The sequence below is a fragment of the Ketobacter sp. GenoA1 genome, assembly GCF_003671475.1.
Taxonomy (GTDB): domain Bacteria; phylum Pseudomonadota; class Gammaproteobacteria; order Pseudomonadales; family Ketobacteraceae; genus Ketobacter.
Genome location: NZ_RCHM01000009.1, coordinates 373,002 through 397,533, shown reverse-complemented (window position 1 = coordinate 397,533; position 24,532 = coordinate 373,002). Strand labels below are relative to the sequence as shown.

Annotated in this window: 31 protein-coding genes; 11 read left to right on the top strand and 20 right to left on the bottom strand. The window is 55.2% G+C overall.

The window, feature by feature from the left end:
- The first annotated feature begins 66 nt into the window (after positions 1-66).
- Positions 67-654, top strand: a complete 588-nt coding sequence (locus D9N13_RS03220) for a phosphoheptose isomerase (protein ID WP_411268126.1) — start codon at positions 67-69, stop codon at positions 652-654.
- 3 nt (positions 655-657) lie between these two features.
- Here D9N13_RS03220 and D9N13_RS03215 read toward each other — a convergent pair whose 3' ends face one another.
- From D9N13_RS03215 to D9N13_RS03175, 9 genes are all read right to left on the bottom strand, one after another.
- Complete coding sequence (locus D9N13_RS03215; protein WP_290585749.1) at positions 658-1,050, bottom strand: ClpXP protease specificity-enhancing factor; 393 nt, start codon at positions 1,048-1,050, stop codon at positions 658-660.
- Between the two features lie 53 nt (positions 1,051-1,103).
- Positions 1,104-1,736 carry a glutathione S-transferase N-terminal domain-containing protein gene (locus D9N13_RS03210; RefSeq protein ID WP_290585747.1) on the bottom strand — a complete coding sequence of 211 codons (633 nt, stop codon included), beginning with the start codon at positions 1,734-1,736 and terminating at the stop codon, positions 1,104-1,106.
- Between the two features lie 111 nt (positions 1,737-1,847).
- Positions 1,848-2,507, bottom strand: a complete 660-nt coding sequence (locus D9N13_RS03205; protein ID WP_290585745.1) for a cytochrome c1 — start codon at positions 2,505-2,507, stop codon at positions 1,848-1,850.
- Positions 2,507-3,757 carry a cytochrome b gene (locus D9N13_RS03200; protein WP_290586624.1) on the bottom strand — a complete coding sequence of 417 codons (1,251 nt, stop codon included), beginning with the start codon at positions 3,755-3,757 and terminating at the stop codon, positions 2,507-2,509. The genes D9N13_RS03205 and D9N13_RS03200 overlap by 1 nt, the downstream gene beginning before the upstream one ends.
- Before the next feature lie 5 nt (positions 3,758-3,762).
- The gene (gene petA / locus D9N13_RS03195; RefSeq protein WP_290585743.1) at positions 3,763-4,362 is read right to left on the bottom strand and encodes a ubiquinol-cytochrome c reductase iron-sulfur subunit; all 600 of its coding nucleotides are present in this window, start codon (positions 4,360-4,362) and stop codon (positions 3,763-3,765) included.
- Positions 4,363-4,573: 211 nt separating this feature from the next.
- Positions 4,574-4,960 (bottom strand): 30S ribosomal protein S9, encoded by a 387-nt coding sequence (gene rpsI / locus D9N13_RS03190; RefSeq protein ID WP_290594764.1) that lies wholly within the window; start codon positions 4,958-4,960, stop codon positions 4,574-4,576.
- 12 nt (positions 4,961-4,972) lie between these two features.
- Entirely contained in the window at positions 4,973-5,401 is a 429-nt protein-coding gene (rplM, locus tag D9N13_RS03185) for a 50S ribosomal protein L13 (RefSeq protein WP_290585739.1), read from the bottom strand.
- A gap of 439 nt (positions 5,402-5,840) precedes the next feature.
- A complete protein-coding gene (zapE, locus tag D9N13_RS03180; RefSeq protein ID WP_290585737.1) occupies positions 5,841-6,941 on the bottom strand; it encodes a cell division protein ZapE in 1,101 nt (366 codons plus the stop codon).
- Between the two features lie 90 nt (positions 6,942-7,031).
- Positions 7,032-7,535 (bottom strand): alpha/beta hydrolase, encoded by a 504-nt coding sequence (locus D9N13_RS03175; RefSeq protein ID WP_290585735.1) that lies wholly within the window; start codon positions 7,533-7,535, stop codon positions 7,032-7,034.
- A gap of 289 nt (positions 7,536-7,824) precedes the next feature.
- Between D9N13_RS03175 and D9N13_RS03170 the strand changes: the two genes are divergently transcribed.
- Both D9N13_RS03170 and D9N13_RS03165 read left to right on the top strand, forming a co-directional pair.
- Positions 7,825-8,304: a YhcB family protein gene (locus tag D9N13_RS03170; RefSeq protein WP_290585734.1), complete on the top strand. Its 480-nt coding sequence runs from the start codon at positions 7,825-7,827 to the stop codon at positions 8,302-8,304.
- 186 nt (positions 8,305-8,490) lie between these two features.
- Positions 8,491-8,895, top strand: coding sequence for an Hsp20/alpha crystallin family protein (locus D9N13_RS03165; protein WP_290585731.1), 405 nt, complete (start codon positions 8,491-8,493; stop codon positions 8,893-8,895).
- Between the two features lie 70 nt (positions 8,896-8,965).
- Here the strand turns inward: D9N13_RS03165 and sat are convergent, their stop codons facing one another.
- Both sat and D9N13_RS03155 read right to left on the bottom strand, forming a co-directional pair.
- A complete protein-coding gene (gene sat, locus D9N13_RS03160) occupies positions 8,966-10,183 on the bottom strand; it encodes a sulfate adenylyltransferase (RefSeq protein ID WP_290585729.1) in 1,218 nt (405 codons plus the stop codon).
- 72 nt (positions 10,184-10,255) lie between these two features.
- The gene (locus D9N13_RS03155) at positions 10,256-11,014 is read right to left on the bottom strand and encodes a Nif3-like dinuclear metal center hexameric protein (RefSeq protein ID WP_290585727.1); all 759 of its coding nucleotides are present in this window, start codon (positions 11,012-11,014) and stop codon (positions 10,256-10,258) included.
- Between the two features lie 120 nt (positions 11,015-11,134).
- On the opposite strand from D9N13_RS03155, the gene D9N13_RS03150 reads away from it, so the two are divergent.
- Both D9N13_RS03150 and D9N13_RS03145 read left to right on the top strand, forming a co-directional pair.
- Positions 11,135-12,295 carry a trypsin-like peptidase domain-containing protein gene (locus D9N13_RS03150; RefSeq protein WP_290585725.1) on the top strand — a complete coding sequence of 387 codons (1,161 nt, stop codon included), beginning with the start codon at positions 11,135-11,137 and terminating at the stop codon, positions 12,293-12,295.
- A 41-nt stretch (positions 12,296-12,336) separates the two neighbouring features.
- Complete coding sequence (locus D9N13_RS03145; RefSeq protein WP_290585723.1) at positions 12,337-12,774, top strand: TerB family tellurite resistance protein; 438 nt, start codon at positions 12,337-12,339, stop codon at positions 12,772-12,774.
- Between the two features lies 1 nt (position 12,775).
- Here the strand turns inward: D9N13_RS03145 and hisC are convergent, their stop codons facing one another.
- The 9 genes from hisC to D9N13_RS03100 form a co-directional block, all read right to left on the bottom strand.
- On the bottom strand, positions 12,776-13,864 hold the full coding sequence (hisC, locus tag D9N13_RS03140) for a histidinol-phosphate transaminase (protein ID WP_290585720.1): 1,089 nt from the start codon (positions 13,862-13,864) through the stop codon (positions 12,776-12,778).
- A gap of 14 nt (positions 13,865-13,878) precedes the next feature.
- Positions 13,879-15,183 (bottom strand): histidinol dehydrogenase, encoded by a 1,305-nt coding sequence (gene hisD, locus D9N13_RS03135; RefSeq protein WP_290585717.1) that lies wholly within the window; start codon positions 15,181-15,183, stop codon positions 13,879-13,881.
- Positions 15,184-15,209: 26 nt separating this feature from the next.
- Complete coding sequence (gene hisG, locus D9N13_RS03130; RefSeq protein ID WP_290585714.1) at positions 15,210-15,848, bottom strand: ATP phosphoribosyltransferase; 639 nt, start codon at positions 15,846-15,848, stop codon at positions 15,210-15,212.
- A gap of 27 nt (positions 15,849-15,875) precedes the next feature.
- The gene (gene murA, locus D9N13_RS03125) at positions 15,876-17,138 is read right to left on the bottom strand and encodes a UDP-N-acetylglucosamine 1-carboxyvinyltransferase (protein ID WP_290585712.1); all 1,263 of its coding nucleotides are present in this window, start codon (positions 17,136-17,138) and stop codon (positions 15,876-15,878) included.
- A gap of 18 nt (positions 17,139-17,156) precedes the next feature.
- Complete coding sequence (locus D9N13_RS03120) at positions 17,157-17,420, bottom strand: BolA family protein (RefSeq protein WP_290585710.1); 264 nt, start codon at positions 17,418-17,420, stop codon at positions 17,157-17,159.
- 62 nt (positions 17,421-17,482) lie between these two features.
- Positions 17,483-17,821 carry a lipid asymmetry maintenance protein MlaB gene (locus D9N13_RS03115; protein ID WP_290585708.1) on the bottom strand — a complete coding sequence of 113 codons (339 nt, stop codon included), beginning with the start codon at positions 17,819-17,821 and terminating at the stop codon, positions 17,483-17,485.
- Positions 17,811-18,275, bottom strand: a complete 465-nt coding sequence (mlaD, locus tag D9N13_RS03110; protein ID WP_290585706.1) for an outer membrane lipid asymmetry maintenance protein MlaD — start codon at positions 18,273-18,275, stop codon at positions 17,811-17,813. Before mlaD ends, D9N13_RS03115 begins: the two co-directional genes overlap by 11 nt.
- 1 nt (position 18,276) lies before the next feature.
- Positions 18,277-19,059 (bottom strand): lipid asymmetry maintenance ABC transporter permease subunit MlaE, encoded by a 783-nt coding sequence (gene mlaE / locus D9N13_RS03105; protein ID WP_290585704.1) that lies wholly within the window; start codon positions 19,057-19,059, stop codon positions 18,277-18,279.
- Complete coding sequence (locus D9N13_RS03100; RefSeq protein WP_290585702.1) at positions 19,056-19,886, bottom strand: ATP-binding cassette domain-containing protein; 831 nt, start codon at positions 19,884-19,886, stop codon at positions 19,056-19,058. Before D9N13_RS03100 ends, mlaE begins: the two co-directional genes overlap by 4 nt.
- Positions 19,887-20,082: 196 nt before the next feature.
- Here D9N13_RS03100 and D9N13_RS03095 point away from each other — a divergent pair, with 196 nt between their 5' ends.
- From D9N13_RS03095 to lptB, 6 genes are all read left to right on the top strand, one after another.
- Positions 20,083-21,048 (top strand): calcium/sodium antiporter, encoded by a 966-nt coding sequence (locus D9N13_RS03095; RefSeq protein ID WP_290585699.1) that lies wholly within the window; start codon positions 20,083-20,085, stop codon positions 21,046-21,048.
- Between the two features lie 84 nt (positions 21,049-21,132).
- Entirely contained in the window at positions 21,133-22,116 is a 984-nt protein-coding gene (locus D9N13_RS03090; protein ID WP_290585697.1) for a KpsF/GutQ family sugar-phosphate isomerase, read from the top strand.
- Between the two features lie 6 nt (positions 22,117-22,122).
- Positions 22,123-22,653, top strand: coding sequence for a KdsC family phosphatase (locus D9N13_RS03085; protein WP_290585695.1), 531 nt, complete (start codon positions 22,123-22,125; stop codon positions 22,651-22,653).
- Positions 22,650-23,222, top strand: a complete 573-nt coding sequence (gene lptC / locus D9N13_RS03080; RefSeq protein ID WP_290585693.1) for an LPS export ABC transporter periplasmic protein LptC — start codon at positions 22,650-22,652, stop codon at positions 23,220-23,222. The genes D9N13_RS03085 and lptC overlap by 4 nt, the downstream gene beginning before the upstream one ends.
- Positions 23,203-23,775, top strand: a complete 573-nt coding sequence (gene lptA, locus D9N13_RS03075; protein WP_290585690.1) for a lipopolysaccharide transport periplasmic protein LptA — start codon at positions 23,203-23,205, stop codon at positions 23,773-23,775. The genes lptC and lptA overlap by 20 nt, the downstream gene beginning before the upstream one ends.
- Positions 23,772-24,497 carry an LPS export ABC transporter ATP-binding protein gene (gene lptB, locus D9N13_RS03070; RefSeq protein WP_290585688.1) on the top strand — a complete coding sequence of 242 codons (726 nt, stop codon included), beginning with the start codon at positions 23,772-23,774 and terminating at the stop codon, positions 24,495-24,497. Before lptA ends, lptB begins: the two co-directional genes overlap by 4 nt.
- Positions 24,498-24,532 lie beyond the last annotated feature (35 nt).

Sequence of the window (24,532 nt, the reverse complement as noted above, 5' to 3'; positions counted from 1 at the left end):
AAACCGCGCCATTTGCCGTATACTATGTAACCTTTAGCGCCGAATCAAAGGAAGGGATACATGACATTGCATGACCGAGTCACCGAAATTTTTGACGACCACCTGGTGACGCTCCATCGATGTCAGGAGGAGCTTCCCAGTTTGATATGTGCTGCCAGCGAAAAGATGGTGCAGTGCCTGCTGACTGACAGAAAAGTGCTTGCCTGCGGCAACGGTGGTTCCGCCAATCTAGCCCAACAGCTATCCAGCAAGATGCTCAACCGTTTTGAACGGGAGCGCCCTTCGCTGCCGGCCATCGCCCTCTCTACCGACTCCTCCACCATCACCTCAATCTCCAACGATTACAGCTACAACGAAATCTTCTCCAAACAGATACGGGCGATCGGCCATGAAGGCGACATACTGCTGGTGATCTCCAGCAGCGGGAACTCGGCCAGTATCCTGCAGGCCGTACAGGCCGCCCACGACAGAGACATGCAGGTGATCGCGCTGACAGGAAAAGATGGTGGGGATTGCGCAAGACTCATGCAGAGTGAAGACGTTGAAATTCGGGTGCCTTCAACGTCCACTCCCCGGGTACAGGAGAGTCATTTGGCCATCATCCACATATTGTGCGATCTGATTGACCGCCAAATTTTCGGAGTGGAGGTTTGAGGGTTACTTCACGACCTTGAGCGAGGGTTTTCCGGACGGCTTCGGTGGAGAATCATCACTGCCGCCGCCGTCTTCGGGGGGTGGCATTTCATCCTCGTCAAAGAACATGCCTTTGCCATTCTCCTTGGCATAGATGGCCAGTATCGCACCCACAGGCACATGCAGATTGCGCGGCTTACCACCAAAGCGGGCAGAGAACTCCACCTCATCGTTTCCCATATGCAGATTGCGTATGGCCGACGGAGCCAGGTTCAAAATAATTTTGCCTTCGCTGACAAACTCATTGGGCACCTGCACCATAGGATAAGATGCTTTCACCAGCAAGTAGGGCGTAAGCTGGTTATCCAGTATCCACTCATAAACGGCTCGAATGAAATAAGGTCGGCTTGGGGTCATCAACACTCTCGCAGGAGCTGCCCCGAAGCGCAGGGCAGCAATTCAATAATGTGTTAGAGCCGCAGCTCACGCTCAGCGTCTGACAAACTGGCCTGGAATGATTCACGGGCAAACAGTCGGTCTGCGTAAGCCAGCAAATTTCCCGATTTGGATTTCTGCAACTCAATTCCCATCGCCGGGAGCCGCCATAAAATGGGAGCCACCACGCAGTCAACCAAAGTGAAATCGTCACTCATAAAAAAGGGTTTTTCCGAGAAGATCGGGTCGATCGCCACCAGGTTCTCGGTGAAATCCTTACGGTGCTTGTTCAACACCGCGTCTTTCTCGGTGCCGGCCATCAGGGCATCAACAGCATCACACCAGTCACGGTGAATACGGTGCATCAACAGTCGGCTGCGGGCGCGCTCAACCGGGTACACCGGGAGCAATGGAGGGTGCGGAAACCGCTCATCCAAATACTCCATCATGATATTGGGCTCATAGAGTGTCAGTTCACGATCCACCAAAGTCGGCAACTCGTTGTAGGGATTCAACGTTGCTAAATCTTCAGGCTTTTCGGCCGGATCCACATCCAGCACATCAACCGCCACCCCCTTTTCCGCAAGCACGATGCGGACCCGATGGCTGTAATGATCATTACCATCGGAAAAAAAAGTCATCGAAGAACGTTTAGCAATGACACCCATGAAAGTTCACTCCAGAGCAATTTTCAAAATAACGTTGCAAACAGCGGCAACACAAACGGCGAAGGGGCGGAGGCCAACAGCCCACCGCCCCACGCCGGGTTTTATTCCTGATTAATGAATATCTTTCCAGTACTCCCGATTGAGGAAGTAAACCGGGATAAAGAGTATCGCCAGGAATATCAACACATATACGCCAATTCGCTCCCGTTCAGCGCGGATCGGCTCAGCCATGTAGACCATGTAGTTGGTCAAATCAGCCATCGCCGTCTCGAACTTATCCTCGCCCAGCTCCTGCTCCATATTCGAAAGCACGTGCGGCATACCAACATCGGGGAAGATATGATTGTTCACACCCCAGGGGCGGGAGTCGTCTTCATAGAAGTTGGTCAGATAGGAATACACCCAGTCTGCGCCTCTAATACGTGCCACCAGAGTAAGATCCGGCGGTACGGTGCCAAACCATTTCTTGGCCAGATCACGGGGAATGGCTGATTGAATGGTTTCACCGATCTTGTCGGTGGTGAACATCAGGTTCTCTTTCATGATTTCAGGCGGGATCTCCAGATCCGTGGCTGCACGCTCATAACGCATGTATTGCGCAGAGTGACAGCCGATGCAATTGTTCATAAACAACTGCATACCGCGCTGCAGAGAGACCTTGTCATCCATATTAATGGGAGCAGGCACAAGATACTCATTGTGACCGCCGCCTGCGGCCTGGGCAAACACCGGCAGGCACAGCAATACTAGTACAGAGATAAACTTATTCATCAGTGTGCCATCCTTACTCGCTCAGGAACGGGTTTGCAGGTTTCTTTTGACGTCCAGAACGGCATCAGTATGAAATAGGCAAAATAGAATGCCGTACCAATCTGCCCCAGCGCCCGGTAGGTCAACTCAAAGGGCAGGAACTCCACGTGCACGTCTGGAGATTTAACACCACAAACACCCAGAATGATGAAGAACACCACAAACAGCGCCAACATGATTTTGCTGATCCAGCCTTTGTAGCGGATTGACTTCACAGGGCTGCGATCCAGCCATGGCAGGACAAAGAGCACCGCAATGGACGCTCCCATTGCTACCACACCCAGCAACTTATCGGGAATTGCCCGCAGGATTGCGTAGAAGGGGGTGAAATACCACACCGGTGCAATGTGATCCGGAGTTTTCAACGGGTTGGCCGGTTCAAAATTTGGTTTCTCGAGGAAGTATCCACCCCCATCAGGGAAGAAGAACACCACGGTCAGGAACACAAACAGGAACACAACCACACCCACCAGGTCATGCACGCTGTAATAAGGGTGGAAAGGAATACCATCCAGGGGCACACCATTTTCATCCTTCAGTTTCTTGATCTCGATACCATCGGGATTATTGGAGCCCACTTCGTGCAGAGCAATGATATGCAGAACCACCAGTGCCAGAATCACAATGGGCAATGCCACCACATGCAGGGCGAAGAATCGATTGAGGGTAATACCGGAAATCAGGTAGTCACCACGAATCCATTCGGTCAGCGCATCACCTACCACCGGTATTGCACCAAACAACGAAATGATCACCTGCGCCCCCCAGTAGGACATTTGCCCCCAGGGCAACAGGTAACCCATGAAACCTTCCGCCATCAACGCCAGATAGATGGTCATACCGAAGATCCACACCAATTCACGGGGTGCACGATAAGACCCATACATCATACCCCGGAACATATGCAGATAAACCACCACAAAGAATGCCGAGGCGCCGGTGGAGTGGAGATACCGCAGAAGCCAGCCGTATTCCACGTCACGCATCATGTTCAGTTCTACCGACATGAAAGCCCCTTCACCGGAAGGGTTGTAGAGCATGGTCAACCAGATACCCGTCAGCAACTGGTTAACCAGCACCAACATGGCAAGCGAACCAAAGAAATACCACACATTGAAGTTCTTAGGAGCATAATATTTGCTCATGTGTTCTTCGAACATCTTGGTGGCAGGGAAGCGGGCATCAACCCAGCCCATCAGGTTTTGGAACATACTCATCAGGCAGCCTCCCCGTCTTCACCAATCTTGATAAGCGTGTCGCTCATGTAATAGTAGGGCGGCACTTCCAGGTTCAAGGGAGCAGGCACCGATTTGAACACACGCCCGGAGAAATCAAACTTGGAGCCATGGCACGGGCAGAAAAAGCCACCCATCCAGTCTGCGCCCAGGTCAGCAGGGGCCACTTCCGGCCGATACAGGGGAGAACACCCCAAATGGGTACATAAACCTATTAAAACCACAATTTCCTCATGCCCATCGCGGGCACGGGCATCACCCGCCACATAGTCCGGCTGTTTGGCTTCAGAGGAATCCGGATCACGCAGGTTATCTTCGACGGCGTCGAGGCTGGCCATGGCCTCATTTGAGCGACGCAGAATCCAGACTGGCTTGCCGCGCCATTCAACGGTCATTCTCTGGCCCACTTCCAGCTTGCTGATGTCCGCCACCACAGGTGCACCGGCGGTTTTCGCCTTGGCGCTGGGGTTCCAGGACTTCACAAACGGCACAGCGGCACCAACCACTCCCACTGCCCCGACTGCTGAAGTGGCTCCAATCAGGAAGCGTCGCCGCCCCTCATTTACGCCTTCAGTACTCATTCAGTTTCTCTCCCCGATAACGTTAAGAAGTCGAGCGGCCTTGCTCAAGGCACACTAACCCCTACCCATAATTTTAAACGCGCAAATAGTAATGAAATTGCAGTGGAGTTACAAGGAAAGCTTTAGGAAGAACGAATACTTAGAACGGGAAGACGCAAAAGCGCCCGGGCAGCAACCCAGGCGCTCTTGAACCACAAAACGCAATAAGAAATCAGCGTTTTGAGAATTGAGGACGCTTACGCGCTTTACGCAGACCCACTTTCTTACGCTCGACTTCACGAGCATCACGGGTCACGAAGCCGGCTTTACGCAGCGCGGATCGCAGAGTTTCATCGTATTCCATCAAGGCGCGGGTAATGCCGTGACGAATTGCGCCGGCCTGACCGCTGCCGCCGCCGCCCTTGACAGTGACGTAAACATCAAACTTTTCAGCAGCTTCCACCAGCTCTAATGGCTGACGAACCACCATGCGAGCGGTTTCGCGACCGAAGTACTGGTCCAAAGCGCGACCATTGATGGAGATATTGCCTGAACCAGGCTTTATAAATACACGTGCTGCTGCAGTTTTGCGGCGGCCTGTACCGTAATTAGTGTCCACTATTCCGCCCCCTTACAGTGCCAATTCTTTCGGTTGCTGTGCCGCATGAGGATGCTCAGCGCCAGCATAAACCTTGAGTTTGCCCAACATGGCGCGGCCCAGAGGGTTACGCGGCATCATGCCCTTAACGGCTTTTTCTATCGCCTGCTCCGGCTTGCGGTCCATCAACTTGTCAAAGCTGATTTCCTTAATACCACCGGGGTATTCAGTGTGACGATAATACATCTTATCTGTACGCTTGTTACCGGTAACACGCACTTTTTCTGCATTGATTACAACGATGTAATCGCCGGTATCAACGTGAGGGGTATACACTGGCTTGTGTTTGCCACGCAGGCGTCGCGCGATTTCAGTCGCCAGACGACCCAAAGTCTTGTCGGTTGCATCCACAACGTACCAGTCACGCTCTACCGATTCTGGTTTTGCACTAAACGTTTTCATTGAATCTGCCCTAGAACACTCTAATCCGAGGTCTGCCCGTCAATTTAAAGAGCGCGAATACTACCCAAGCCGTCTCCGCTTTACAAGCATTTTTAGAGACAGTTTCGATAACGCCCTGATTTAACGAGCTATCATTTGTTTTCAGCAGTGCGGCCAATGTTGCTGTGAGGAACAATTCACTGGCTTTGTTGCTACGACAGTAACGGGGTGAAGAACTATAACAGAATTTTAAAAGGACACCAGAGTTTGGCGGCGCTTTCTTGCACCGGGAAGCGAGTCTGGTTGCAAGACATGGCGCCACATTGCGCCAACCTGGTCATAAATCGCTCCATTTTAAGCGCCAACTCTGAGCTAAGCGCCAACTCTGAGCGCCGCGAACATAGGAACTAAGCACAAAACAAATTAGGTTAATCCGCCGCAGGCAGGTCCGGGCAGGACATCAGGGTTTATGGGGCCGGGCGAGATACTCGTGACTCTGCATCTCCAGCAAGCGGCTTCGAGTACGCTGGAACTCAAAATCCAGCCGCCCCCCGGTATAGAGCTCATCAATGGGCGCCTGGCCGGACATGATCAATTTAACATTACGATCGTAGAACTCATCCACCATATTAATGAAACGGCGGACCATATCGTCTTGGGCGGCCCCCATCACCGGCACATTGGATACCAGCACCGCATGGTAAATTCGCGCCAGTTCTATATAGTCATTCTGGCTCCGCGGCCCATCGCACAACGCCTTGAAATCACACCACAGAACATCATCGGCCACGCTCAGGGTTTTGATTTCACGGCCATTGATCTCAATGGATTCCCTGGCATGCCCCGGCTCAGGGGAGAGGGAGGCAAAACTGCGGCTCAGGCTGGAGTGCGCCGACTCATCCAGTGGTGAATGATACAACTCAGCCTGTTCCAGGGTGCGCAGGCGATAATCAACGCCGCTATCGACATTGATTATGTCGGTGTACTTGTTAATAAGCTCGATGGCGGGTAGAAATCGGGCCCGTTGCAGGCCATCCTTGTACAGCTCATCCGGCACAACATTGGACGTGGCCACCAGCGTTACACCGCGCTCGAACAGTTTCTCCATCAAGCCCCCAAGGATCATGGCATCGGTAATATCGGTGACAAAGAACTCATCAAAGCACAGAATCCGGGCTTCATTGGCCAGCTGTTCGGCTACGATATCCAACGGGTTTTTCTCACCCTGCAGCGCTTTCAGATCATTATGAACGCGCTGCATAAAGCGGTGAAAGTGGATACGCATCTTCGACTGAAACGGCACACACTCAAAAAAGGTATCCACGAGATAGGTTTTACCGCGCCCCACCCCACCCCAGAAGTACAATCCTTTGCAGGGCTCTTTCTGCTTGGCGCGGGCACTGGGTGCGATGCGTGCCCACAGGGTTCGGGGCCTGTTCTCATAACGATCCACCAGATCGTGATACAGCCGATCCAGCTGTTCCACGGCAACTTGCTGCGCCGGATCGTGACTGAAGTCGGCTCTTTGCAGATCCTGTTGATACTTTTCCAGTGGAGTCATAGTGATACTGTCTACATAGGGTTTCGGTTAGCAAAGCGGCGCTCACTCTAGCGCAGGCGCTTGGGGCTGTCCATGCTCCCATGCACGGCGTCATGCCAGTTGGTCTTGTATAATGTCTTTCACCTCAGTCAACCGGCCATGGAAAAAATGACCTGCTCCCGGCAGGCAAAACACCTGCTTCAGGGTGCTGATCCGGTCTGACCAGCGTTGAATCTCAGTGGCGTCCACCACTTCATCCTCATCGCCGTAAAGTATCGCCAGCGGGCAGTCGAAAGCGGTCAGCGAATCAAACTCATAATTCACCACGGCAGGCGCGATCAACAGCAGATGCGTTACGGGATACCCCCTCTCCAGTGCCCGGCCACAGGCACTGGCAGCCACGAATGAGCCAAACGAGAAACCCGCCAACCACAGGCGGTCATCCGGCCGCGTCGCGCGCACCCAATCTATAACCGCCAGCAGATCCTCCTGCTCCCCTATTCCATGGTCATACTGACCCTCGCTTTTTTCAACACCCCGAAAATTAAAGCGCACAACCCGATGGCCAAGATCCCGTCGCGCCCGTGCCACTGTGTGCACCACCTTGTTGTTCATGGTGCCCCCCATCAATGAGTGTGGATGGCAGACGATCGTGACATTTCCCGGCCCATCATCAACATTTTTAGGGCAGGTGGTGATTGCCTGCAAAGCCCCCGCTGGACCATTGATTACAAGTGACGACTCACCGGCAGGAAAAGAATTCATTTGAGGACTCCAGCGCTGGATAATTTTCTTACATTTTAACTGCAGGATTCCAACATGGAAGCCCACCTGCACTCTGTCCAGCAAGGTCAGAACCTTGTAGTATCCCAGTATCGGATAAGGAAAACTCTGGAGAGAGTCTATGTATACTGCAACCTTAATAGCATTTCTGGTAGGCCTGACGGCCGGTGCCCTGGGGTGCTTCTTGCTGATGTCCCGATCGCGGGCCCAATCCAACATTGAACAACAACTACGGGAACTGCAGGAAGAATTTACCGCTTATCGGGAAAACGTGAATACCCACTTCAATAAAACCGCGCAAATGGTGAATACACTCACGGAAAATTACCTGGCGGTCCAAAAGCATCTGGAGACCGCTGCAGATTCCTTTGCCGAACCCCCGAAAAGCTTTCAACTTGATACCACCCAAAAGCTGCCCAACAAAAAAACCAAGTTTATCTCCCTGGAAGCCACCGGCGGCGAAGCACAACAGCAGGAAGAGGATGCCGCCTTTGGCGACACCAACACCATGGAACCACCCCGAGACTACGCCCCCAAGAAGGACGTCAAGGACCAGGGCACGCTGTCCGAGGAATTCGGGCTGCACGATTCCAGGGTTTAATATTCCAGGGTTTAATTGAGTTATATGGGGGCTCACCGCCCCCACTTCAAGGGCCTGCCCGGGCCAGAAAAAATTTCGTATTTTCCCTCTTGAAAGCCTTTCCTTGCTGCCCCACTTACTACCCCGACAGAGAATCATTTCAGCAACGCATGCGGCGTTGAGCGTTTCCAACTGGGAGATAAACACATGAGCATTGCAACCCTAAACCCGTGGCAGGTTCTGGATCAACTGAACAATGACAAGCTACGTCGCTACAACAGCCGACGCTGGCAGCCGGTGGTGGATATCACTGAATCCAAGACCGGGTACGAAATTCACCTGGAACTACCGGGGATTCTACCGGAGCAGGTGCAGGTGGAGCTGGACGACACACTACTGAAGATCAGTGGCGAGAAAGTGCGAAAGCAGGAAGACGGTGTTGAATACCGTTATCGGGAACGAGCAGTGGGTGAATTCAGCCGCTCATTCACCCTACCGGAAGACGCAGATCGCAACGCCATCAGCGCGGCGTTCGATCACGGCCTGTTACTGATCAGCATCGGCAAGAAGGAGCAGGCACAACCCAGGAAAATCGAAATTCAGGTCAGCTAAGCCACCCACCTCGCCACTAACCAAAGCCCGCCAGTATCTCTGGCGGGCTTTTACTCGGCAGCTGCCGACCTTATTTGGCAGAATGTCCGGTTAACTTCACTTCCACTTTTTCATGATCGGCCAGGCCGGCGTAATAGGCACGCAAAATTTCCAGCACTTCCGGACGACTGAAGTTATCCGGCACGTCTCCACCTTCAGACAAGGCTTTTCGCAGTTTGGTACCCGAAACCAAAACCCGGTCCTCGGCATCATGGGGGCAGGTACGCATGGAAGCCATGGTGCCGCACTTGTTGCACCAAAATGTCCAATCGATCTTTAATGGCTTGGTGATCAGGGCATCTTCGGCAATCTCATCAAAAATATGCTGCGCATCAAATGGGCCGTAATAATCGCCCACTCCGGCGTGATCACGGCCCACGATCAGGTGCGAACAACCATAGTTCTGACGGAACAACGCATGCAACAATGCTTCACGGGGGCCTGCATAGCGCATATCCAGCGGATACCCAGACTGGACCACGGTATCATCCACAAAATACTGGTCAATCAAAGTACCAATGGCGTTCTGACGCACTTCCGCCGGAATATCGCCGGGCTTCAACTTGCCCAGCAATGAATGAATCAGCACACCATCACAGATCTCTACCGCGATCTTGGCCAGGTGTTCGTGGGAGCGGTGCATGGGGTTACGGGTCTGGAAGGCGGCAACTGTGTTCCAGCCTTTGGCCTCAAACAGGGCCCGGGTTTCCGCCGGGGTCATGTAGATTCCCTGGTATTTTTCTGGGAACTCACCCTGGGAGAATACCTTAACCGGGCCGGCCAGGTTCACTTCGCCCTGCTCCATCACCATTTTGACACCGGGGTGCTCCAGATCGGTGGTACCGAACACAGTCCGGCACTCGTGCTCCTTGTCGATGCGGTACTTCTCAGCCACGGTCATGGAGCCCATCAGCTCACCACTTTCAGCATCCACCAGGGCGATTTCACTGCCCACTTCAATGCCGTCCGCGGTTGCCTGGTCTACGGACTTGGTAATCGGTATGGGCCAAAAAAGGCCGTTATCCAACGTCATTCTATCGCAGACAGACTGCCAGTCCGCTTTACCCATGAAGCCGTCCAGAGGAGTGAAACCACCTATACCCAGCATGATCAAATCGCCGGTTTCGCGGGAACTGAGCTGCACCTGTGGCAGACTTTCGGCACTGGACTTGGCCGCTGCGAGGGCATCCCCCTCCAGCAACAGGGGCTTAAGCTGATCGCTTCCATGAGGCTTCACTAGGTTGGACATCTTGATACTCATCTGTGATTGAACGTTGAAAGGTTAGAACGGCGCGCATTATACCGGTTCTGACAACAAAATTCAGGCGGGGTTATCGATATCCACAAACTCATGATTTAGCTTGAATTTCGCTGCCAGATGCTCACCCACCGCCTGGGCACCATAGCGCTCGGTGGCATGATGGCCGGCGGCATAGTAATGGATGCCGCATTCCCGTGCTATGTGCGTGGTGGGCTCGGATATCTCGCCGCTGATAAACGCGTCCACCCCCATGGCCACCGCTTTCTCGATATACCCCTGCGCCCCGCCGGTGCACCAGGCCACCCGCAACACCGGGTGATCCCCCCCTTTCACCAGCAATGGGGGGCGACCCAGGGCCGACTCAATGGTGGCGGCAAACGCCTCGGCACTGCGGGGCTGCCGCAGGCACCCCCAATTGCCGATGGGGCGCTTCTCCAGCGGGTCCAGCCCACCTTCCACCAACAAGCCCAGCCGCTGCGCCAACTGGGCGTTGTTACCCAATTCAGTGTGGGCATCCAGTGGCAGATGGTAAGCAAAGAGGTTGATCTGATGCTCCAGAAGGCACTTAATACGGTTGTACTTCATGCCCACGATGGACGGATCCTCACCGCGCCAGAAATAGCCATGATGCACAAACAGGGCATCCGCATCGAGCTCCACCGCACGCTCAATCAAGGCCTGGGTGGCCGTCACCCCGGTCACCAATGTCTTTATCTGCACCTTGCCCTGCACCTGCAGCCCGTTGGGGGCGTAGTCCTTAAAGTATTCCGGCTCCAACAGTGAGTTCAGGTATTGCAGCAAGGCCTGGCGTTCAATCATGTTCAACTCCGATAAAGGGGAGGACATCACCCCGGGGTGGTGGAGAGCAAGGTTACATGGTAACTTGCTCCGCTTGTGCGTGATTATTTCAAAAACTGTCGTGGATTTTCCAGTCATCCTATGAAATCAGCTCTTCGTCCTCTGATTGGCCCGGTGCTTTACGGCTTGATCATCGCCCTTGGCTACATATTCATCATCGAACGCACCTCTGAACCGGTCCAGCACGAAGTGGTTCTGATCGAAAAACAGTTCACCGAGCCGGCACAACAAAGCACGTACAGTGTCAGTGATCCGATTTCCTACGCGGACGCAGTGAGCAAGGCACAGCCCGCCGTGGTGAACATTGCCACCAGCAAACTGGTGACCGAACGGGTTCACCCTCTGTATGAAGACCCCATCTTTCGCCGCTTTTTCGGGCTCAACCAGGCCCCCCGCCGGCAAAGAATGCAGCAAAGCCTGGGGTCCGGTGTAATCATCAGCCCCTCTGGCTATATTTTAACCAACAATCACGTCATCGCTGAAGCAGACCAGATTAAGGTAGGCCTGGCGGACGGCCGTGAAGTGGAGGCCCTGGTGGTGGGCACCGACCCTGAAACCGACCTGGCCCTGATCTACATCGACATACCGGATCTGCCCTCCATTACCCTGGCCAACACCGACAACATCCGCATTGGGGATGTTGTCCTGGCCATCGGCAATCCATTCGGTGTGGGGCAGACGGTGACCAAAGGCATCGTCAGCGCGTTGGGGCGACACCAGTCGGATCTCAGCTCCTTTGTGGATTTCATCCAGACCGACGCCGCCATTAACCCGGGCAACTCAGGTGGCGCCCTGATCAATGCCTATGGCGACCTGATCGGCATCAACACCGCCATCTACTCCAATTCCGGGGGCTCTCATGGAATCGGCTTTGCCATTCCCATCGGCACCGCCACCAAAGTGGTAAAACAACTGGTCCAATACGGACAGGTGATTCGCGGTTGGGTGGGAATCGAGCCCCAGGTGCTGAACCCCGCGTTGGCCAATGCTCTGAACTTACCTGATATTCAGGGTCTATTAGTGGTCGCCATAGCGAAAAACGGCCCTGCCCACCAGGCAGGCATCCGGCCCGGGGATATCATTACCCATATGAATGGCAATATGATTGAGGATCCCAGGGCCGCCATGGAAATGATTTCCAATATGAAGCCCGGTGCCAAAGTCACTATCCGTGTCAACCGGCAGAATCAACCCCTGGACATTCTGGTGGTGGTCAGCGCACGCCCAACACCACACAGCTGAACGTGCTTTGCCACGCCCCATGCTACGTTGAAGAGGTGAACATGCTCAAACGCATTCTGGATTTGTTCAACCAGCCTGAAACCGATAACCAGGCTCCCATCAGTCCGGACCTGGCCGCTGCCGCCTTGTTGGTGGAAGTGATGGCCGCGGACGATGCCTGGCAACGCACTGAGGAAGACGCCATTCGCAAGGCGATTCTGGGTTCGTTGGATGTGTCAGAAACCGACTGCGATGATCTGTTGGCAGCGGCCAAATCCCAGCACCAGGATGCACACGATTACTACGGGTTAACCCGCCAGATCAACGATCATTTTAGCCCGGAGAAAAAATACGAGCTGATTCTGGACATGTGGAAAGTGGCCTGGGCAGACGGGGAACTGGACCGCTACGAAGACAATACGATTCGCAAGGTAGCGGAGCTGATCTACGTTCCCCATGACTTGTTCATCAAGGCCAAACTGGAAGCCAAACCGGCGTAACCTAATCCGCCAATGCGCTGTGCAATCCTTGGAGCAAGAGGCGGTTCTCATCGGCGGTGCCCACGGTAAAGCGCAGGCAATCCTGCAACTGTGGGTGCGCCCCATCCAGGCACTTGATCAGCACACCGGCTTCTTTCAGTTTTTCAAACACGCCCCGGGCCTCGCCGGCCTGGGTCCGGGCCAGAATAAAATTGGCTTCACTGGGCCAAACACGGGCCAGGGGCAGCGTCTGCAGGGCGGCAAACAATTCAGCACGGTTTTCCCGCAACTCATCGGTTTGCGCTTTCATCACATCGAAATGGGTGAGTGCAAATTTGGCCGACACTTCTGTCAGCACATTGATGTTGTAGGGAAGCCGCACCTTCTCAAATTCACCTAACCATTCCGGCGCACCAAACAGCATTCCCAGACGCAGGCCCGCCAGCCCCATTTTGGACAGGGTACGCATCACTACAACGTTATCGAACTCATCCATCAGCGCCAGATGGTGACGATCAGTGAAGGCCATATAGGCTTCATCCAGCACCACCAGGCCCGGCGTTGCCGCACACACTTTTTTCACGGCTTCCAGGTCGAACAGATTGCCGGTGGGATTGTTAGGCTGGGCCAGAAACACCAGGGCAGCCTGTGTTTCTTCAATGGCCTGCAGCATGGCGTCCAGATCCAGTTCAAAATCATCCGCCAACGGCACGCCACGGTATTGCATGCCGCAGAAGGTGGCGATCATACGGTACATGACAAAGCCCGGCTCCGGTGCCAGCACGGTGCGGCCCGGTTGCGCCAAGGTCATGGCCATAATCTGAATAAGCTCGTCAGAGCCGTTGCCCAGCATGACCTGATACTGAGGATCCACCCCCATCAACAGCTTGAGATCTTCTTTCAGCTCTGCCGAGACCGGATCCGGATAGCGGTTTACCTGAACTTCACGCAACAAATTCAGCCACTCATCCACCATCGACTGCGGCCAATGATAGGGGTTTTCCATCGCATCCAGCTTCACCATGCCGGAGGCCGGCGGCACATGGTAAGCAGCCAGCGCCTGTATCTCAGGACGTACCCACTGCTGCACCCGTTGCTTCACATCACTCATAAGTCACTGCCTGATTAGTCCTTAATTCGATATTCCGCAGAGCGGGCGTGGGCGGTAAGACTTTCGCCACGGGATAACACGGAAGCCACCTTGCCCAGCTCCGATGCCTTCTCCGCTGTGCACATGATCAGAGAACTGCGCTTTTGGAAGTCGTAGACTCCCAAAGGTGAGGAATAGCGCGCAGTGCCTGAGGTGGGCAACACATGATTGGGGCCGGCGCAATAATCGCCCAGCGCTTCCGCCGTGTAGCGCCCCATAAAAATGGCACCCGCATGACGCACCCGCCGGGCCATGGCCTGGGGATCGTCAATGGATAACTCAAGGTGTTCAGGGGCGATACGGTTAATCAAGGTCACCGCCTGATCCAGATCCCGTACCTTGATCAACGCGCCACGATTTTGCAACGAAACCCGGGCAATGCTCTCCCGCTCCAGGGTGGGCAACAATGCTGTCAGTGAGCGGGCGACCTGGTCGATAAAGGCCGCATCCGGGGACACCAGAATGGACTGGGCATCCTGATCATGCTCCGCCTGTGAGAACAGGTCCATGGCCACCCAATCGGGATCGGTCTTGCCATCGCATACCACCAGGATTTCTGATGGCCCGGCAATCATATCAATGCCCACCTGACCGAACACCATGCGCTTGGCCGTTGCCACGTATATATTCCCGGGGCCAACGATCTTGTCCACCTGGGGTACGGTTTCCGTACCGTAGGCCAGTGCGGCCACTGCCTGGGCGCCACCGATGGTAATGACCTTGTCCACCCCGGCTATTTTTGCCGCCGCGAACACCATCTCATTGACCTCTCCATCCGGGGTGGGAACCACCATAATCACTTCCGGTACCCCGGCCACCTTGGCCGGAATGGCATTCATCAGTACTGAAGAGGGGTAGGTGGCCTTGCCTCCGGGCACATACAGCCCCGCCCGGTCAAGGGGGGTCACTTGCTGTCCCAGCAAGGTGCCGTCTTCCTCGGTATAACTCCAGGATTCCTGCTTCTGATGCTGGTGATAGGCCCGCACCCGGTCCGCCGCCACCTGTAACGCCACCCGCTGCTCTGCGGGAATGGTATCCAATGCCTCCTGCAGACGGCTGTCCGGCACCACCAGCTCATCCAGGGAAGCAATACTCAACCGGTCAAAGCGGTTGGTGTATTCCACCACTGCCGCGTCACCGCGCTGGCGCACACTCTCGACGATCTCATGAACCGCCGTCTGCACCCCATGATCGGACACGCTTTCCCAGGCCAGCAGGTTATCAAGGCGCTGCTCAAAATCGGCTTGATCGGCATCCAGTCGGGTGATTTCCAGAGTCATGGGATTATCCTCGGGGCAGATGAGAACTAACGATTATTGTCCACGGCCAGAGCCAACTGATCAATCAGCCGCTGCAACACGCCGTGTTTCATTTTCATGGAGGCTTTGTTCACAATCAGACGGGAGCTGATGGTGGCAATCAGCTCCGTAGGCTCCAGGCCATTGGCGCGCAGGGTATTGCCGGTATCAACGATGTCGACGATTTTGTCCGCCAGACCAACCAACGGCGCCAGTTCCATGGAGCCATAGAGTTTGATGATTTCCACCTGCTCGCCCTTTTCGGCGTAATACTGCTTGGTGATATTGACGAACTTGGTGGCCACCCGCAGCCGACCGTCGGCTTCCGGCGCAGCCTTTTTCGCCGCCACCATCAGCTTGCAGCGGGAAATATTCAGATCCAGCGGTTCATACACACCGCGTGCCCCATGCTCCATCAACACATCCTTGCCGGCCACCCCCACATCCGCCGCACCATGTTCAACAAAGGTGGGCACGTCGGTGGCACGGATGATCACGATATCCACGTTGGGGTTACTGGTGGGAAAAATCAGCTTGCGGCTTTTGGAGGGTTCCTCCAGCAGCTCAATGCCTGCCGACTTCAGCAGCGGCAGGGTTTCGTCCAGTATCCGGCCCTTGGACAGGGCAATGCGTAATCTTGCAGTCATGACCAGCTCTTTGTTTCGATACTTACCTTATGAGGGTATGCGCTGAATGGTGGCACCCAGCAATTGCAGTTTCTCTTCAATACATTCATAGCCGCGATCGATGTGGTAAATGCGATCCACCAACGTATCCCCTTCCGCCACCAGCCCCGCCAGCACCAAACCGGCTGAGGCCCTTAAATCGGTGGCCATCACCGGTGCACCGTTAAGACGCTCCACACCTTTAATGATCGCAGTGTTGCCTTCCAGGCTGATCTCGGCCCCCATCCGGTTCAGTTCCGAGACGTGCATAAAGCGGTTTTCAAACACGGTTTCGATGATGGTGCCTGTGCCTTCGGCCACCGCATTCAGCGCGGTGAACTGGGCCTGCATGTCGGTTGGAAAGGCAGGATAAGGTGCCGTGCGCAGATTAATGGCTTTGGGCCGATTGCCTTTCATATCCAGCTCAATCCAGTCATCACCGGTGGAGATGTGGGCGCCGGCTTCCTCGAGTTTCACCAGAACCGCGTCCAGAATATCCGCCCGGGTCTGTTTGACCTTCACTTTGCCGCGACTGATGGCGCCGGCCACCAGATAGGTGCCGGTTTCGATGCGGTCCGGAATCACCGTGTATTCACAGGAATGCAAGCGCTCGACACCGTTGATGATAATGGTATCGGTTCCCGCACCTTTGATATCGGCCCCCATGGCCAGCAGGCAGTTGGCCAGATCCACCACCTCCGGTTCCCGGGCGGCGTTCTCCAGCACCGTCTGACCATCGGCCAGGGCGGCCGCCATCATCAGGTTTTCCGTTCCCGTCACGGTCACCGTTTCCAGCACAATCCGCGCTCCTTTCAGGCGGCCTTTGCTGAAGGCATGGATGTAACCGCCTTCCACCGTAATGTCGGCCCCCATGAGCTCGAGGCCATGGATATGCAGATCCACCGGCCGGCTGCCGATAGCACAGCCCCCCGGCAGGGAGACATGGGCCTCGCCGAAATGGGCCAGCATGGGCCCCAGCACCAGGATCGAGGCCCGCATGGTTTTCACCAATGCGTAAGGTGCGTCCAACTGCTTGATGGTGTTGGCTTCCACCTCCACATTGAGCTTGTCGTCGATGATCAGCTCAACCCCCATCTGCCCCAACAGCTCGATCATGGTGGTGATATCCTGCAGGTGAGGCAGATTGCATACCTTCATGGTTTCGTCACACAGCAGCGTGGCGGCCAATACCGGCAATGCCGAGTTTTTGGAACCTGAAATGCGCACTTCACCGTTGAGACTGCCGCCTCCGGTGATTACCAATTTATCCATGTTGAGGCCTCGCGCAGATCAGAATCCGGGAATACCCAGTTTTTTCTGGGATTCCCACTCGGAAGGGGTGTAAGTAAGCATGCTGACGGCGTGCAGATCGCCGCTGGCAATAAGTTCGTTCAGGCAGGCGTAAACCATTTGTTGCTTTTTCACGGAACGTTGGCCTTCAAAGGCCGCCGAGGCCACCGCCACCAGGCATTTGTTGCCGTCCAGGCGCACCATAACGTCGGCGCCTTCGATGCCGCTTGTTATGCGCTGCTTTATGTCTTCAACTGTGATCATTTAACACTACCGGGGATAGTTAGGTTCGAAAGGCGCCATTGTAAACAAATTCGACGCCAAAATCAGGAAGAAAAGGGAATCACCGAATCCAGGCTACTGACCCGGCTTACATCCAGCATATCGTCTGGCGCATTGACAAAGACCAGCGTTTTACCCAGCACCTGGGCCATTCTCAGCCAGCACATCAGCACCGAAATACCCACACTGCCAACACGGCCAACCTGCGACAGATCCACCGTCACCCGCTCTGCCATACCGGGCAGCAGCTTTTCGCCCTCTGCCCGCAGTCGGGTGGCAGAGGCAAACAACATATCACCACTGATGGCCAACTGTGAGTCACTGACCCGAACCAGGCTCACACCCAGCCGGGACAACCCGTTACCGTTACCGTTACGGCTCATCAGACACCCTGCCCACCAGGAACTTGGCAATCAGGTCTTCCAGCACCAGCGCCGATTGGGTGTTGTAGATCTCACTGCCATCCACCAGATTGTCCAGCTCGGCCCCCTGAATGAGGCCAATGTATTTTTCCCCCAACACCCCGGCGGTGAGGATGGCCGCGCTGGTATCACTGGACAGGTTATCGAACTGTTGGTAGATATCCATCTCCACCACACCGACGAAATCCTCTTGATCCAGGTAGATATTGGACACCCGACCAATGGTGACACCGGCCATGGTGACCTTGGCCCGCACGGTCAAACCACCAATGTTTTCGAATTTGGCCACCACCCGGTAGGTTTCCTCCGATGCATTCATGGACAGCCCGCTCACTCTGAGCGCCAGGAAAATGATCGCCAACAGACCAATCAGCATGAATCCGCCAACCGCCAACTCCAAGGTACGAACACGCATTTTACAGTTCTCCAAACATGACTGCGGTTAAGATAAAGTCCAGCCCCAACACCGCCAGGGACGCGTAAACAACAGTTCGGGTGGTGGCTCGACTGATGCCTTCAGAAGTAGGAACGGTGTCATAGCCCTGAAAAACCGCGATCCAGGTCACCACAACACCAAACACCACACTTTTGATGACCCCATTGAGCACATCATCGCCCCACTCCACACTGTTCTGCATGTTGGACCAGAATGAACCGCCATCCACTCCCAACCACAACACACCCACGGCATAGGCCCCCAACACACCCACGCTGGAAAAGATCAATGCCAGCGTCGGCATACAAATGGCGCCGGCCCAAAACCGGGGTGAGACAATACGCCGCAACGGATCCACACCAATCATTTCCATACTGGCCAGTTGTTCCGTCGTCTTCATCAGGCCGATCTCCGCCGTCAGGGCCGACCCGGCCCGGCCGGCAAACAACAACGCGGTCACCACCGGGCCCAGCTCCCGCAGCAGGGTCAACGCCACCATCTGGCCCAGCGCCTGCTCGCTGCCGTATCGGTTCAGAATATTGTAGCCCTGCAGGGCCAGCACCATGCCGATAAACAGGCCCGACACCACAATGATCACCATGGACAGGACGCCCACCGCGTAGATCTGTTTCACCAACAGGGGAAAGGTTGTGCGCAGATTAGGCCATGCCCACAAAGCATGGAACAACACCATGCCGGAGCGCCCCAGCGCTTCCAGCAATTCCAGCCCGGAACGGCCGAGCGCGGCTATACGATCGATCACAACGAACGGCCTCTGAGAAAATCGTCTTCAAGACTGGGAGCGGGAAAATGGAAGGGAACCGGACCATCCGGCAGGCCCTGCATGAACTGCCTCACCCGGGGTAATTCGGAGTTCAGCACCTCATCGGCCTTGCCCTGCCCGATGACCTCACCGCCGGAAATCACGTAGATATAGTCAGCAATGCTGGCGGTTTCCTGCACATCATGGGAGACCACGATACTGGTGTGGCCCAGCGCATCGTTGAGTAACCGGATCAGTTGCACCACCACCCCCATCGCCATGGGGTCCTGACCCGCGAACGGCTCATCGTACATCACCAGTTCCGGGTCCAGGGCAATGGCCCTGGCCAGCGCTGCCCGCCGTGCCATGCCGCCAGACAACTCGCTGGGCATCAGATGATTGGCACCCCGCAGCCCAACTGCCTGCAGCTTCATCAACACAATATCACGGATCATGTCTTCCGGCAGATCCGTGTGCACCCGCAGCGGGAAGGCAACGTTTTCATACACGGACAGATCCGTGAACAAGGCACCACTCTGAAACAGCATGCCCATTTTGCTGCGCACCTCGAACAATTCTGTCCGCCCCAGGTCGGGTACATTGTGACCATCCACCACGATCCGGCCCTGGTCCGGCTTCAACTGCCCACCAATCAAGCGCAGCAGAGTGGTCTTACCGGTTCCGCTGGGCCCCATAATAGCGGTGACTTTGCCTTTGGGAATGGCAATATTGACGTCTTTATAAATGACGCGATCACCACGCATGAACGTCAAATCGCTGATCTCGACGTAATTAGCCGCGCCGGATGGGTGCTGAGTTGTTGTCATTGAAGCCATGCAGACCTGTTTGAGTTCCTTCCCTTCAGAATAAGGGCCCGATAACGGATTGTTGCCACTGATGCTGGCCATTTAAGGTGGAGAACTATATCACTATGTCAATAAAAGGAAAAACGACTGTTCACCCTTGCATGGTGTCCGCTTTCTCATTACATTGCATGCCGTCTCAAGCCGAGGAATATCAGTCATGCTGCTTGCCTTTCTTGCCATCGTTGCCGGCCTGGTTTTACTGGTCTGGAGTTCCGACAAATTCGTCGACGGTGCCGTAGGCCTGGCGGAAGGGCTGGGCATGTCGAAGGCCATGATCGGGCTCACTATTGTGGCCCTGGGCACTTCGGCACCGGAAATTGTGGTCTCCATCATGGCCGCACTGGCCGAATCCCCCGAACTGGCGCTGGGTAACGCCGTTGGCTCCAACATTGCCAATATCGGCCTGGTACTGGGCGTAACGGCCTTGATTGCCGCCCTGCCGGTCACCCCCGGGCTGCTGAAACAGGATTTACCCGCTCTGCTGGCCGTCACTGCCGCCGTGGGGTTTCTGTGCAGTGATTACCTGCTGTCGCAACAGGACGGCTGGGCCATGATGGCCATGCTGGTTCTGCTGATGTATCTGATGTTCCGCTACAAGAAAGAACACACTGATGAGCTGATCACGCCGGAAAGCGAAGCGGACATCCCCGATCTGGGTATGAAGGAATCCATATTCTGGTTCATTCTGGGCACCACCGTTCTAGTTGGATCCTCCCGCCTGCTGGTATGGGGCGCCATCGAGGTGGCCACCGCCCTGCAGATCAGTGAGGTCATTATCGGCCTGACCATCGTCGCCATCGGCACCAGCTTGCCGGAGCTGGCGGCGTCAGTGGCCAGTGCTCTGCGCAAACACCATGACATCGCCCTGGGCAATATCATCGGCTCCAACATCCTTAATCTGCTGGCGGTGCTGTCGGCAGGTGCCGTAATCTACCCCATTGAAGTCAGCAAACAGAACTTTATGCGTGATTATGGCGCCATGTCCGCCATCACCTTATTGTTGGCTCTGTTTATTTTCTGGCCGAGAAAACAACGACAGCTGTCCAAGGTGGAAGGGGCGATCCTGCTGTCAGGGTATGCGGCCTACCTGGGTTACCTCTATCAGCAGACCGTTACTGCCTGAGGAACATTTGGTTTACACTGTGGCCATACTGGCAACCCCGCCCCACCGGGGCCGACATCTGAATACTGGAAACTTGGCAGGACAATGAACGCAAACCAGACGACTTTCGACTTTATCCAATCCGGCCAGCGGGTTATCGAAATTGAAGCCAATGCCACCCAGGCACTGAAGGCGCGCATTGACGGCAACTTCAAAAAAGCCTGCGAACTGGTGCTGCAGTGCAAAGGGCGGGTCATTGTCACCGGTATGGGTAAATCAGGGCACATCGGCAATAAGATCGCCGCCACCCTGGCCAGCACCGGCACCCCCTCCTTCTTTGTTCATCCCGGTGAAGCCAGCCACGGCGACCTGGGCATGATCACCGGCGATGACGTGGTCATCGCTATTTCCAACTCGGGGAAAACCGAGGAGATCGTCAATATCGTCCCCCTGATCAAGCGCAAAGGGGCACCTCTGATTAGCATGGCAGGCGACCCCCATTCCCCCCTGGCTACTCAGGCCGATGTGCATCTGGACATCAGCGTCGCGGAAGAGGCCTGCCCGCTGGGCCTGGCTCCCACCGCCAGCACCACCGCCACCCTGGTGATGGGAGATGCTTTGGCGGTGGCACTGCTGGAAGCCCGCGGCTTCACCGCCGACGACTTTGCACTCTCCCACCCCGGCGGCAGCCTGGGCCGGCGCTTGCTGCTGCTGGTGGAAAACATCATGCATGTGGGCGACAAAATTCCGCTGATCACCCAGGGCATCACCATCAGTCGAGCCCTGCTGGAGATGAGCAGCAAAGGCCTCGGTATGACCGGCATTCTCAATCAGGATGGCGAGCTGGTGGGTATCTTTACCGATGGGGACCTGCGTCGCATGCTGGACCAGGGGATGGATATCCAAACCACGATGATTGAAGATGTGATGTCGAAAAATCCGAAAACCATTCATCCCCACATTCTGGCGGTGGAAGCCCTGAACATTATGGAAAAAAGCAAGATCACGGCATTGATGGTGGTGGACGACCATAAAAAACCAGTCGGCGCGCTCAACATGCACGACCTGCTGCGCGCCGGGGTGATGTAATTGAAGATGACTGAAGCACTGCACAGCAAAGCACGGGCAATCAAACTGGTGGCCTTTGATATCGACGGTATCATGACCGACGGCAGACTCTACTTCACCAGTCTGGGTGATGAAATCAAGGCATTCAACGTCAAGGATGGCCTGGGTCTGAAACTGCTGCGGGATTCCGGGGTGGAAGTGGCCATCATCACCGGACGCACCTCAGAACTGGTAAACCGCCGTGCCCGGGATCTAAAAATCGACAAACTGATCCAGGGCCGGGAAGATAAAAAAGCGGCCTTGCAGGAATTAATGGCGCAGGAGAACCTCAGCGCGGAACAAGTGGCTTACATGGGCGACGACCTGCCGGATCTGGGCGCCATCCGGGCCGCCGGCCTGGGTGTCACCGTGGCCGACGCCATGCCCGTTATCAAGCAATACGCTGACATTATCACCGCGGCCAAGGGTGGAGACGGCGCCGTCAGGGAATTCTGTGATTGGTTGATGCAGACCCAAGGCACACTGCAGGGGGTTCTGGAGCCCTATTTACAGTCATGAAGCAACAATCGCAGCTGATCCTCACCAGTTTCCTGCTGGCACTACTTGCGCTGGGGGCTTTTGCGTACACCAAATGGGATCAGTGGTTTCAACCCGACACCAAAGTCAACAATGAATACGAACAACCGGATATGGTGGCCATTTCACTGGAGCAGCAAAGCTTTGATGAACTGGGTAAGCGGGAATTTGTGTTGCATGCCGAATCCATGCTGCAGTACATCGCCAGCAATCGAAATATTATGGTCAAACCCATCATCACTTTTTTTGGGGAACAGGAAGCGTCATGGCAAACCAGTGCCGCCAGCGCCACCTCAGATAACGAAGCCAATAAGCTGCATTTATCGGGCAACGTCACCATTGTGCAGCAAGGGGTAAGGGAAGCCGCTGTGCTGGAAACCGAAACCCTGGAACTTTACCCGAGGCGATCCTATGCCTCCACGGACGACAAGGTCATCATTCGGCAAACCGGGGTCTACATTGAAGCGGTCGGCTTGAACGCCGATCTGAACGAGAATCGAATCACTCTACGGCAAAACGTCACCAGCATTTATGAACCTGCTAAGTCTTAAAGCGTTACTCTGCATAATAACGTTCGCCTTCGCATCCAGCGCTGCCCGGGCGCTGGACAGTGATCGGCTGCAACCCTTGAAAATTGTGGCGGACACTGCCCTGATCGACGAAAAAGACGGCACTGCCACCTATACAGGCAACGTTGTACTGACCCAGGGCACCCTGCGCATTGCAGCGGAATCACTCAAGATCAAAACGGAGTTGGGTAAAGTGGACGTGGTCATGGCAGTGGGCGAGCCGGCGCTGTTTTCTCAGGTTCCGGAGCCCAACCAGGCAGAGGTCATCGCCAAAGCCAAAAAGATCGATTACCTGGTAAGGGATCAGAAACTGCTGCTGAAAATCAAAGCATCTATTGTGCAGGGCGAGAACATCTTCCGCGGTGAAGAAATCGTTTATGAAATCCAGAGCCAGCGCCTGCAGGCGGTGGGACAAACCGGAGAGGTCAAGCCCGGCAGTATCAAAGGCCGGGTGGAGATGATATTGCCCGCCGCGACAGATCCTGCCCCGAATGCGCCCAGCCCTGACGAGACGGAGGCAGCGCCGTCACAATGAGCCGTCTTACCGCCTCCAATCTCGCTAAAAGTTACAAAGGCCGTGCCGTGGTGGAAGACGTTTCCATTACCATTGAAAGCGGACAAATCGTGGGGTTGCTCGGCCCCAATGGGGCCGGTAAAACCACCTGTTTCTACATGATCATTGGCATCGTGCCCCAGGACAAGGGGCGCATCGTTATCGACGATACTGAAATCACCCATCTGCCCATGCACGGACGGGCCGCCAAAGGCATCGGCTACCTGCCCCAGGAAGCCTCCATTTTTCGCCGCTTGAAAGTCCGGGAAAACATCATGGCGATACTTGAGACCCGCAAGGACCTGACCCGCAAACAGCGGCAAAGCAAACTGGAAGAGCTGCTGGCTGAGTTTCACATCGGACACATCGCCGATTCACTGGGCATGGCCCTGTCCGGTGGTGAGCGCCGCCGCGTCGAGATTGCCCGCGCTCTGGCCACTGACCCGGCCTTCATTCTGCTGGATGAACCCTTCGCCGGGGTCGACCCCATTTCCGTGGCAGACATCAAGCAAATCATCAGCCACCTGCGTGATCGTGGGCTGGGCGTACTCATCACGGACCACAATGTGCGGGACACTCTGGACATTTGCGAGAAGGCTTTTATCGTCAGCGAAGGGCACATCATTGCTGAAGGTGAGCCCTCACTTATCCTGCAAAACCAGAAAGTCCGCGATGTTTATCTGGGTAACCAGTTCCATATGTAAAAGTTCTAAGCAATTTCAGGCATGTAAATTGCTTT

Excerpts from the sequence above, each read along its gene's own strand:
- hisC (WP_290585720.1), bottom strand. The coding sequence starts at position 13,864 with ATGAGTGATGTGAAGCAACGGGTGCAGCAGTGGGTACGTCCTGAGATA.
- D9N13_RS03120 (WP_290585710.1), bottom strand. The coding sequence starts at position 17,420 with ATGATCACAGTTGAAGACATAAAGCAGCGCATAACAAGCGGCATCGAA.
- D9N13_RS03200 (WP_290586624.1), bottom strand. The coding sequence starts at position 3,757 with ATGTTCCAAAACCTGATGGGCTGGGTTGATGCCCGCTTCCCTGCCACC.
- petA (WP_290585743.1), bottom strand. The coding sequence starts at position 4,362 with ATGAGTACTGAAGGCGTAAATGAGGGGCGGCGACGCTTCCTGATTGGA.
- D9N13_RS03210 (WP_290585747.1), bottom strand. The coding sequence starts at position 1,736 with ATGGGTGTCATTGCTAAACGTTCTTCGATGACTTTTTTTTCCGATGGT.
- D9N13_RS03095 (WP_290585699.1), top strand. The coding sequence starts at position 20,083 with ATGCTGCTTGCCTTTCTTGCCATCGTTGCCGGCCTGGTTTTACTGGTC.
- murA (WP_290585712.1), bottom strand. The coding sequence starts at position 17,138 with ATGGATAAATTGGTAATCACCGGAGGCGGCAGTCTCAACGGTGAAGTG.
- hisD (WP_290585717.1), bottom strand. The coding sequence starts at position 15,183 with ATGACTCTGGAAATCACCCGACTGGATGCCGATCAAGCCGATTTTGAG.
- mlaD (WP_290585706.1), bottom strand. The coding sequence starts at position 18,275 with ATGCGTGTTCGTACCTTGGAGTTGGCGGTTGGCGGATTCATGCTGATT.
- D9N13_RS03165 (WP_290585731.1), top strand. The coding sequence starts at position 8,491 with ATGAGCATTGCAACCCTAAACCCGTGGCAGGTTCTGGATCAACTGAAC.
- D9N13_RS03100 (WP_290585702.1), bottom strand. The coding sequence starts at position 19,886 with ATGACAACAACTCAGCACCCATCCGGCGCGGCTAATTACGTCGAGATC.
- D9N13_RS03205 (WP_290585745.1), bottom strand. The coding sequence starts at position 2,507 with ATGAATAAGTTTATCTCTGTACTAGTATTGCTGTGCCTGCCGGTGTTT.
- D9N13_RS03115 (WP_290585708.1), bottom strand. The coding sequence starts at position 17,821 with ATGAGCCGTAACGGTAACGGTAACGGGTTGTCCCGGCTGGGTGTGAGC.
- lptB (WP_290585688.1), top strand. The coding sequence starts at position 23,772 with ATGAGCCGTCTTACCGCCTCCAATCTCGCTAAAAGTTACAAAGGCCGT.
- zapE (WP_290585737.1), bottom strand. The coding sequence starts at position 6,941 with ATGACTCCACTGGAAAAGTATCAACAGGATCTGCAAAGAGCCGACTTC.
- hisG (WP_290585714.1), bottom strand. The coding sequence starts at position 15,848 with ATGACTGCAAGATTACGCATTGCCCTGTCCAAGGGCCGGATACTGGAC.
- D9N13_RS03090 (WP_290585697.1), top strand. The coding sequence starts at position 21,133 with ATGAACGCAAACCAGACGACTTTCGACTTTATCCAATCCGGCCAGCGG.
- rplM (WP_290585739.1), bottom strand. The coding sequence starts at position 5,401 with ATGAAAACGTTTAGTGCAAAACCAGAATCGGTAGAGCGTGACTGGTAC.
- lptC (WP_290585693.1), top strand. The coding sequence starts at position 22,650 with ATGAAGCAACAATCGCAGCTGATCCTCACCAGTTTCCTGCTGGCACTA.
- D9N13_RS03175 (WP_290585735.1), bottom strand. The coding sequence starts at position 7,535 with ATGAACAACAAGGTGGTGCACACAGTGGCACGGGCGCGACGGGATCTT.
- D9N13_RS03085 (WP_290585695.1), top strand. The coding sequence starts at position 22,123 with ATGACTGAAGCACTGCACAGCAAAGCACGGGCAATCAAACTGGTGGCC.
- D9N13_RS03170 (WP_290585734.1), top strand. The coding sequence starts at position 7,825 with ATGTATACTGCAACCTTAATAGCATTTCTGGTAGGCCTGACGGCCGGT.
- D9N13_RS03150 (WP_290585725.1), top strand. The coding sequence starts at position 11,135 with ATGAAATCAGCTCTTCGTCCTCTGATTGGCCCGGTGCTTTACGGCTTG.
- D9N13_RS03155 (WP_290585727.1), bottom strand. The coding sequence starts at position 11,014 with ATGATTGAACGCCAGGCCTTGCTGCAATACCTGAACTCACTGTTGGAG.
- lptA (WP_290585690.1), top strand. The coding sequence starts at position 23,203 with ATGAACCTGCTAAGTCTTAAAGCGTTACTCTGCATAATAACGTTCGCC.
- D9N13_RS03145 (WP_290585723.1), top strand. The coding sequence starts at position 12,337 with ATGCTCAAACGCATTCTGGATTTGTTCAACCAGCCTGAAACCGATAAC.
- D9N13_RS03215 (WP_290585749.1), bottom strand. The coding sequence starts at position 1,050 with ATGACCCCAAGCCGACCTTATTTCATTCGAGCCGTTTATGAGTGGATA.
- sat (WP_290585729.1), bottom strand. The coding sequence starts at position 10,183 with ATGTCCAACCTAGTGAAGCCTCATGGAAGCGATCAGCTTAAGCCCCTG.